The 6,594-nt window shown below is 44.0% G+C and carries 6 protein-coding genes; all 6 read right to left on the reverse strand.

What is annotated here, in order from left to right; all coding sequences use genetic code 11:
* Window positions 1–22: 22 nt before the first annotated feature.
* Window positions 23–1,489: a sigma-54 dependent transcriptional regulator gene (locus QQ041_RS06610; RefSeq protein WP_285953370.1), complete on the reverse strand. Its 1,467-nt coding sequence runs from the start codon at window positions 1,487–1,489 to the stop codon at window positions 23–25.
* Between the two features lie 228 nt (window positions 1,490–1,717).
* Window positions 1,718–2,128, reverse strand: coding sequence for a flagellar export chaperone FliS (gene fliS, locus QQ041_RS06615; RefSeq protein ID WP_004736194.1), 411 nt, complete (start codon window positions 2,126–2,128; stop codon window positions 1,718–1,720).
* A 12-nt stretch (window positions 2,129–2,140) separates the two neighbouring features.
* Window positions 2,141–2,446, reverse strand: coding sequence for a flagellar protein FliT (locus QQ041_RS06620; RefSeq protein WP_146492308.1), 306 nt, complete (start codon window positions 2,444–2,446; stop codon window positions 2,141–2,143).
* A 3-nt stretch (window positions 2,447–2,449) separates the two neighbouring features.
* Entirely contained in the window at window positions 2,450–4,477 is a 2,028-nt protein-coding gene (gene fliD, locus QQ041_RS06625) for a flagellar filament capping protein FliD (protein ID WP_285953371.1), read from the reverse strand.
* A 22-nt stretch (window positions 4,478–4,499) separates the two neighbouring features.
* Window positions 4,500–4,925: a flagellar protein FlaG gene (gene flaG / locus QQ041_RS06630; RefSeq protein WP_048661526.1), complete on the reverse strand. Its 426-nt coding sequence runs from the start codon at window positions 4,923–4,925 to the stop codon at window positions 4,500–4,502.
* An 81-nt stretch (window positions 4,926–5,006) separates the two neighbouring features.
* Window positions 5,007–6,137 (reverse strand): flagellin, encoded by a 1,131-nt coding sequence (locus QQ041_RS06635; protein WP_019820748.1) that lies wholly within the window; start codon window positions 6,135–6,137, stop codon window positions 5,007–5,009.
* Window positions 6,138–6,594 lie beyond the last annotated feature (457 nt).

The following is a 6,594-nucleotide window of genomic DNA, read 5'->3' on the forward strand; positions in this document are numbered from 1 at the left end:
CGTTTTCATCGAAAACTGGACACTATCGCTGCAAGTTATATTTACGCATTTTTTCAACCAGAGTGGTCCTGCGCATTCCAAGCATATCAGCAGCACGAGCAACAATACCGCCCTGTGCTTCCAAGGCTTGATTGATCATATTCACTTCCATATCTGCGAGTAGCTCTTTCAGGTTAACCCCTTCTGGCGGTAACTCTTGAGGCGCATTAGCGTTGTCGGCAAGTTCATCTTGCTGATCAAAGCTAAAATCTTCTGCGAACAAGTCGGAAAGTGCATCACGCTCTTGCTCTTCTTCAGAGACAAAGCTATTAAACTCAGGCTGGAATTCAGGAATATCACTGTATCGATATTTAGTGGGTAGATGATTCACATCAACCAAGCTATTCGGATACAGGATAACCATTCGCTCAACGAGGTTCGCTAGCTCACGAACGTTACCTGGCCAGTAGTGCTCCATCAAAGAATTGATAGCACGAGCCGTGAAGCAGATAGGCATACTGCCTTCCGCTTCCATTCGAGTCATTAGTTCTTGAAGCAACAGTGGAATATCTTCTTTACGATCTTGAAGCGCCGGCATTTCAATCGGGAATACATTCAAGCGATAATAAAGGTCTTCACGGAACGAATCATCATCGATCATATCTTCAAGGTTACGGTGGGTTGCCGCAATCACACGAACATCAGCTTGTATGGTGCTGTTACCACCTACGCGCTCAAAACATCGCTCTTGAAGCACTCGTAGCAGCTTAACTTGCATCGCCATTGGCATATCGCCAATTTCATCGAGAAACAGTGTGCCACCTTCAGCCAATTCAAAACGGCCTTTACGAGCGGTAATTGCACCAGTAAACGCGCCCTTCTCATGACCAAATAATTCACTTTCGAGCAAATCAGGTGGAATCGCGCCACAGTTCACTGGTACGAAAGGCCCTGAACGACGTTTAGAGTGGTAATGAATGTTACGCGCGACGACTTCTTTGCCTGTGCCTGACTCACCAAGAATCAGCACGTTTGCTTCCGTAGAAGAGACTTGTTCAATTAAATGACGTACTTCTTGAATGCCAGCACTTTGGCCTACTAGGCTGCGAAACAGTGTGTTCTTACGTGCAGAAGACACAACTTGAACACCTTTACGGCCTAAGAAGTCTTTACAGTGTCTTAATGCATCACTTAATTGCGGGTAGTTAAGAGGAAGTTCAAGCTCACCAACATAGTTAGTCAACTCGTCAACCGGGTGATTGTTTTTGCCAATCACCAGTAAAGGGATGTGATTGGCGTGAACAAGCTTCTCACTCAGTAATGCGTTGAAGCCTTTACCTTTAATGGTACCAATAATGCAGCCGGCCCACTGTAGTGACCAGTCAACTTTACGTGCTTGTTCAGAGCTGATTACTTCGCAGCTCTCTCCTACAAACTCTAATATTGTGCTTAAATTGTGACGATCTTGAGCGTTATCGTCGACGACAAGCAGTTTTGCCAAACCTTGCATAAGTAGGAATTATTGCCTTTATTTTGGTGCGATGCGGAAAAACAGTGAGCGACGTAGTCTATAAAACAGTGAAAAGTATCAATGATTATGGTCTACGTGGACAAATTTAGGAAATCAGCAACGAAAAAAGCCATTAGGCTATCTAATGGCTTCTATTTTATTTGATTAAAAAAATAAGGCAACCAACCAATTAAGGGATATGAGATTGGTTAAAACTGCAATTTTTCTTTAAATACCTACGTCAGCGGACGTCAAGTTGTGATATTCGTTCGGAATTTGGTCCCAAGCGCTCTTAATTTCACGGATAATATCGATAACATCATCAATAGGCTGTGGGTCATTTTTGTGATTTGCCGCAGAAATTTGCGTGATCATGAACTCATAAAGTTGATCTAGGTTTTTCGCAATATCGCCACCATCGTCCATAGATAGGCAACTACGTAGGCTAATAATGATATCTAGAGCCTTACCAAGTCGCTCACCTTTCACTGGGATGTTGCCTGCTTGCATTGCCGCTTTGCCTTGAATCAAACGCTCGATAGCACCAGCCATTAGCATTTGTACAATCTTATGCGGTGAGGCAGCCGTTAGCTGACTATCCACTGATACCTTTTTATATGCCTGTAAAGAACCGCGCATAGTAAACCTCTTCTATAAAAACTTTTTGTATTGTTGAACTGATTTAGCGCCGTGACGGTATTTGTGTAAGGTCTTACCTACTCGACTCGTCTCAGACTGCATCAATTCGACTAATTTTCTGGTTCTGGTAATGGCTTCTAACCATTCAGAACTTTGCTTAACGTCGGGATGTGAGTCGATTATTTGAAGCACGTTTTGCAATAACTGTTCTCTGTTATCGACAAGCTGCGTTATTTCTTCAGCATTAATTTCACTAAATTCAAGTTTAGAGATAATTAATTGATCGAGTTCACAAAGCTCTTGTAGCTGACTATTCATCTATTAGCCCAACGCATTCATCATACTGCCCAGTTGAGATTGCATCTTACTGGTTGCATCTTGCATGGCCGTGAACTTAGAGTGTGTACGGTTCTCAAGGCTATCCATACGGCGATCAAGGGCGCTCTGGTCATCAACCAAACGGTAGTTTTGCTCGACTAAGCTCTTTTCTCGAGTACGAATTGAGCCCGTGATACCTGTGATACCTTGAATCGCATCTTCCACTTTTTTGGCGAAGCCGTTGTTACCGCCAAAGAACTCACCTAACTTATCAAAGTTATTGTTGAGTTGACGGTCAAGCATGTCGTAGTTGATTTCTAGCGAGCCTTGCCTTGTGGTCGTGATACCAAATTCAGTCAAGGACTTGAGGTTGTCTGGCGCACCTTCGATACTTGATGAAAATACCCCTTTCAATCGAGAATCGGCGTTACGAACCGTACTGTCTCCAGAAAGCGGCCCTTTTTGACCGGTCGTTGGATCAACACCGGCCAAGCTCTTAGACACCTGGTAAAACTGATTGTAAGAGTTAACGAAGGCTTCAATGTCTTGACGCACACTATTGCGGTCGTACTCCACACCAATTTCTGCCGGTGGCTTATCTTTTGGCGTTTTTCCCTTCACCGTAATATCAATACCTTCAACGGCATCTTCAATCACATTGTTATTACTAGAGAGTTGAGCAACACCATCTAAGACGACCATAGAATCTTGGCCAGCCTGAACTTCAGTCATACCGCTATAGGTATCAAAAGATTGTTGTGCCTGCGCGAGGTCAGCTTGCGCTTTATCGACCTTTTCTAAAAGCTCTCGCTCTTCAGGTTCTAATTTCGCACGCTCAATCTTTTTGGCTTGTTCAGCGGTCAATTCGCCTTTTTGAACTTTCTCAGCCAGATCGGCTTTTTCTTGTGAGATTTTCTCTTCGATACGCGCTTGCTCAGCCTCAAGCTTCTGTTGGGCTTCTTTAGATGTCACGTATGAATCAGTCAGAGTACCTGAGGCAGAATTTGACCACCCTGGCACATCGGGTGCCTTCTCTATCGCTTTTTCATCAAGCTCAAGCTCGGGTGTGTAGTAAGAGTCTAAAAGAGTACCTGAGGCTGTTTCTGTCCAACCAGGGATATTGTCTTCAGGCATCACCGACTTTGCCGCCTGAGCTGCGTCTAGGGCAGCTTGGCCGTCGGCTGCGGCTTGCTCACCATAGCTAAGACTTTGAGAGTCTTCGTCAACATCTGAAATAGAATTGGTTTGGGCTTCTGGAATGATATTGCCATCTTCGTCGAGTGTTCCACTCACATTTGGGTCATCGTTAGCGATCGCTTCATCGATGAGTTCGACGGCTTTTCCAGCAGGGGTTAGAGCTAAAATATCTTGAGCAGCAACGCGTGCTTTCTCTAACGCTTTAACACGCTCTTCAAGAGTTTTGTATTCGAGTTTTTTTAGGGGATTAGCAGCATCTGACTCAACGTTGATGCTGATCTGCTGATCGAAACCAGACTGGTTCGAAGCAACAATAAGTCTTGGACCTTCGACATCGTTGATAATAGATGCACGAACGCCTGGGTTGCTATCAGCACCGTTTATACTGCGAACAACATCGATAAGTTTCGATCTGTCGCCAACTTGTACATCAAAGCTGTTATCACCAAGCGAAACCTGCAGCTTACCTGGGCCAAATTTCATGTCCTCTGACAATACATCAGAAGCCACTTTATGGCTTTGGGCAAGCTGCAACACATCGATGGCATATTTGCCAGCGATCGCTTCGGTAGTCGCGGTTGCAGAAACAAGACCTTCATCGGTACTTTCGACTGTTCGCACAGCAAAAGCTTTTTCCTGACGAAAGTTTGTCATCAGGTTTTTCATCGAATCAAGGGATTCTCTGAGTCTTCCATAGGCACTAATGCTGGTATCGATTCGCGTTCGTTCATTGTCGATTCGTTGCTGTTTGGGTACACGCTCCGAATCAACAATTTTGCTGACCATGGAATTAATATCCATGCCAGACGAAATCCCCATTGGGCCAAAACTCATTAAATCACCTCAATAATACGACTTAAACCTTCACCTCAAATATTCGACTATTCGAGTTTTGGGCTGCTAGGCGTCTTAGAATTTCAAGCATTTCTTCGTCAGGGATCTGGCGAATAATATCACCGGTTGTGGTCTCATAGATGGTCACTACATCCCTCCCCGATTCTTCATCGACCTTAAAAGCCACACCTTTATTGAGAGAAGAGATAAACTCATTTACCTTCTCCACCATTTTGACTCGCTCTTCATCATTTAACTCTTGTCTATGTTGAGCTAATTGAATCGCTGCTTCGGTAGCTTCCTCTTTCGATTTCTCTACCTTGCCATAAGATGTTGCTTCTTTTAGTCGCGAAATACTCGACGCACTACTACCTTCATCGCTTGCAATTTTAATGCCATTAGGTGAGCCATAAGGCTGGATGTTCGATGCGTTGGATGATATTTCCATAACACTCTCCCTCCCTCCTTTATGAGCCAAACAGTAAAACTCTACCCAAAGTAGAGTTTACCGCTACTTACCGAGGTAAGTTTAGCCCAATAAGCTTAGAGCTGCTGATGGTGACTGTTTTGCTTGAGCTAGGATAGAAGTACTCGCCTGTTGTAGGATTTGAGACTTAGTCATAGCCGTTGTTTCTTTCGCGTAATCGGTATCTTTGATACGGCTCTTAGACGCATTAACGTTTTCGTTGATGTTATCTAAGTTGCTGATTGCGTGGTCAAAACGGTTTTGGAAAGCACCAAGAGATGCACGGTTACTATCAACAGATTTTAGTGCGCCATCAATGATAGATACCGCTTCGTTTGCACCAGCAACCGAGGTCACGTCGATGTCGTTAACAGTAACATCTTTGCCTGCACCGATACCAAGTTCACCCGCAAGGCTGCCGCCAAACTCAACATCACCATCAACTTTTTGGCTAGAAGCGAAAAGTTGCAGTTTGCCGCCTTCACCAACAGACGCTTTAACGTCTTGGCTTTGACCGTTGATGTAAGTTGCTAGCTCTTCCATATCGTTGCCTTCTTTCGCAGAAATAGACAACTCTTGTGCTTCGCCAAACTTATCGTTGTATTTGATCGTTAAGTCAGCGCCAGCACCTACGCGCCAAGAAGCATCTTTGCCTTCTTCTACGCCGTAGCTCTTACCACCCATGTCTTGAGTGTCGGTACGCATGTTATTCATAGTCAGCATTACTGCTTCACCAGAATCTGCACCGATTTGGAAAGATTGGCTACCGTAAGTACCGTTAAGAAGCTTGTTACCACCAAAAGAGGTCGTTTCAGCAATACGGTTAAGTTCTGTGTTTAGAGCAGAGACTTCTTCTTGGATCGCAACACGTTCAGATTTGCTGTTTGAACCATTTGAAGATTGAAGAGAAAGGTCACGCATACGTTGCAGAATGTTGGTTGACTCATTCATCGCACCTTCAGCAGTCTGTGCAATAGAGATACCGTCATTCGCGTTTTTCACAGCCATATCTAGGCCACGGCTTTGCGACGTTAAGCGGTTAGAGATTTGTAGGCCTGCAGCATCATCTTTTGCGCTATTAATTTTATAGCCAGAAGACAAACGCTCCATTGATTTTTGAGTACCTTCAGCCGCGCTATTCAGGTAGCGCTGAGCCGTCATTGCAGACACATTAGTGCTTACATTAATCGCCATAGTTGATCTCCTTTAGGCATTTTTTAATGCACTTATGTGACTCTCACCTCACACAAATACATGTCAATTTGTTTATGTACCAGTGTCTCTCTCACCTTACATTGGTACATATCATTTCTCTCAATCCCTTTAACGGCCCCTTAATTAGAAGCTTTAATAAAAAATGCGATTTTTTTCGTATTCTTTTCAACAACAAGGAAAAATGTGATCGGCCTTCAATTAATAGGTCAGCATTCGCTAAAGTTTCGTATCCTCGCTCATTTATAAGTGTCGTCTTGCACATAAAAACCAAAGCAGATCCCTGATATCTAGTTTTTGCTTCTGTTTTCCAACATTGCACTTTTCCAAATACACCTTCGCCAAATCGCAGGCAATAAAAAACCCAGCCGAAGCTGGGTCTGTTTAGCGCTCATCTCTCACCACGAGCTAATTTGTGGAAGCCTAACGTTAACGCTTA

Source organism: Vibrio sp. TMPB1044 (genome assembly GCF_030442075.1).
Taxonomy (GTDB): domain Bacteria; phylum Pseudomonadota; class Gammaproteobacteria; order Enterobacterales; family Vibrionaceae; genus Vibrio; species Vibrio satsumensis.

Bases quoted from the DNA above. Each gene is read 5' to 3' on its own strand.
- QQ041_RS06620 (WP_146492308.1), bottom strand. From the start codon at position 2,446: ATGAATAGTCAGCTACAAGAGCTTTGTGAACTCGATCAATTAATTATC.
- QQ041_RS06635 (WP_019820748.1), bottom strand. From the start codon at position 6,137: ATGGCGATTAATGTAAGCACTAATGTGTCTGCAATGACGGCTCAGCGC.
- QQ041_RS06610 (WP_285953370.1), bottom strand. From the start codon at position 1,489: ATGCAAGGTTTGGCAAAACTGCTTGTCGTCGACGATAACGCTCAAGAT.
- fliD (WP_285953371.1), bottom strand. From the start codon at position 4,477: ATGAGTTTTGGCCCAATGGGGATTTCGTCTGGCATGGATATTAATTCC.
- fliS (WP_004736194.1), bottom strand. From the start codon at position 2,128: ATGCGCGGTTCTTTACAGGCATATAAAAAGGTATCAGTGGATAGTCAG.
- flaG (WP_048661526.1), bottom strand. From the start codon at position 4,925: ATGGAAATATCATCCAACGCATCGAACATCCAGCCTTATGGCTCACCT.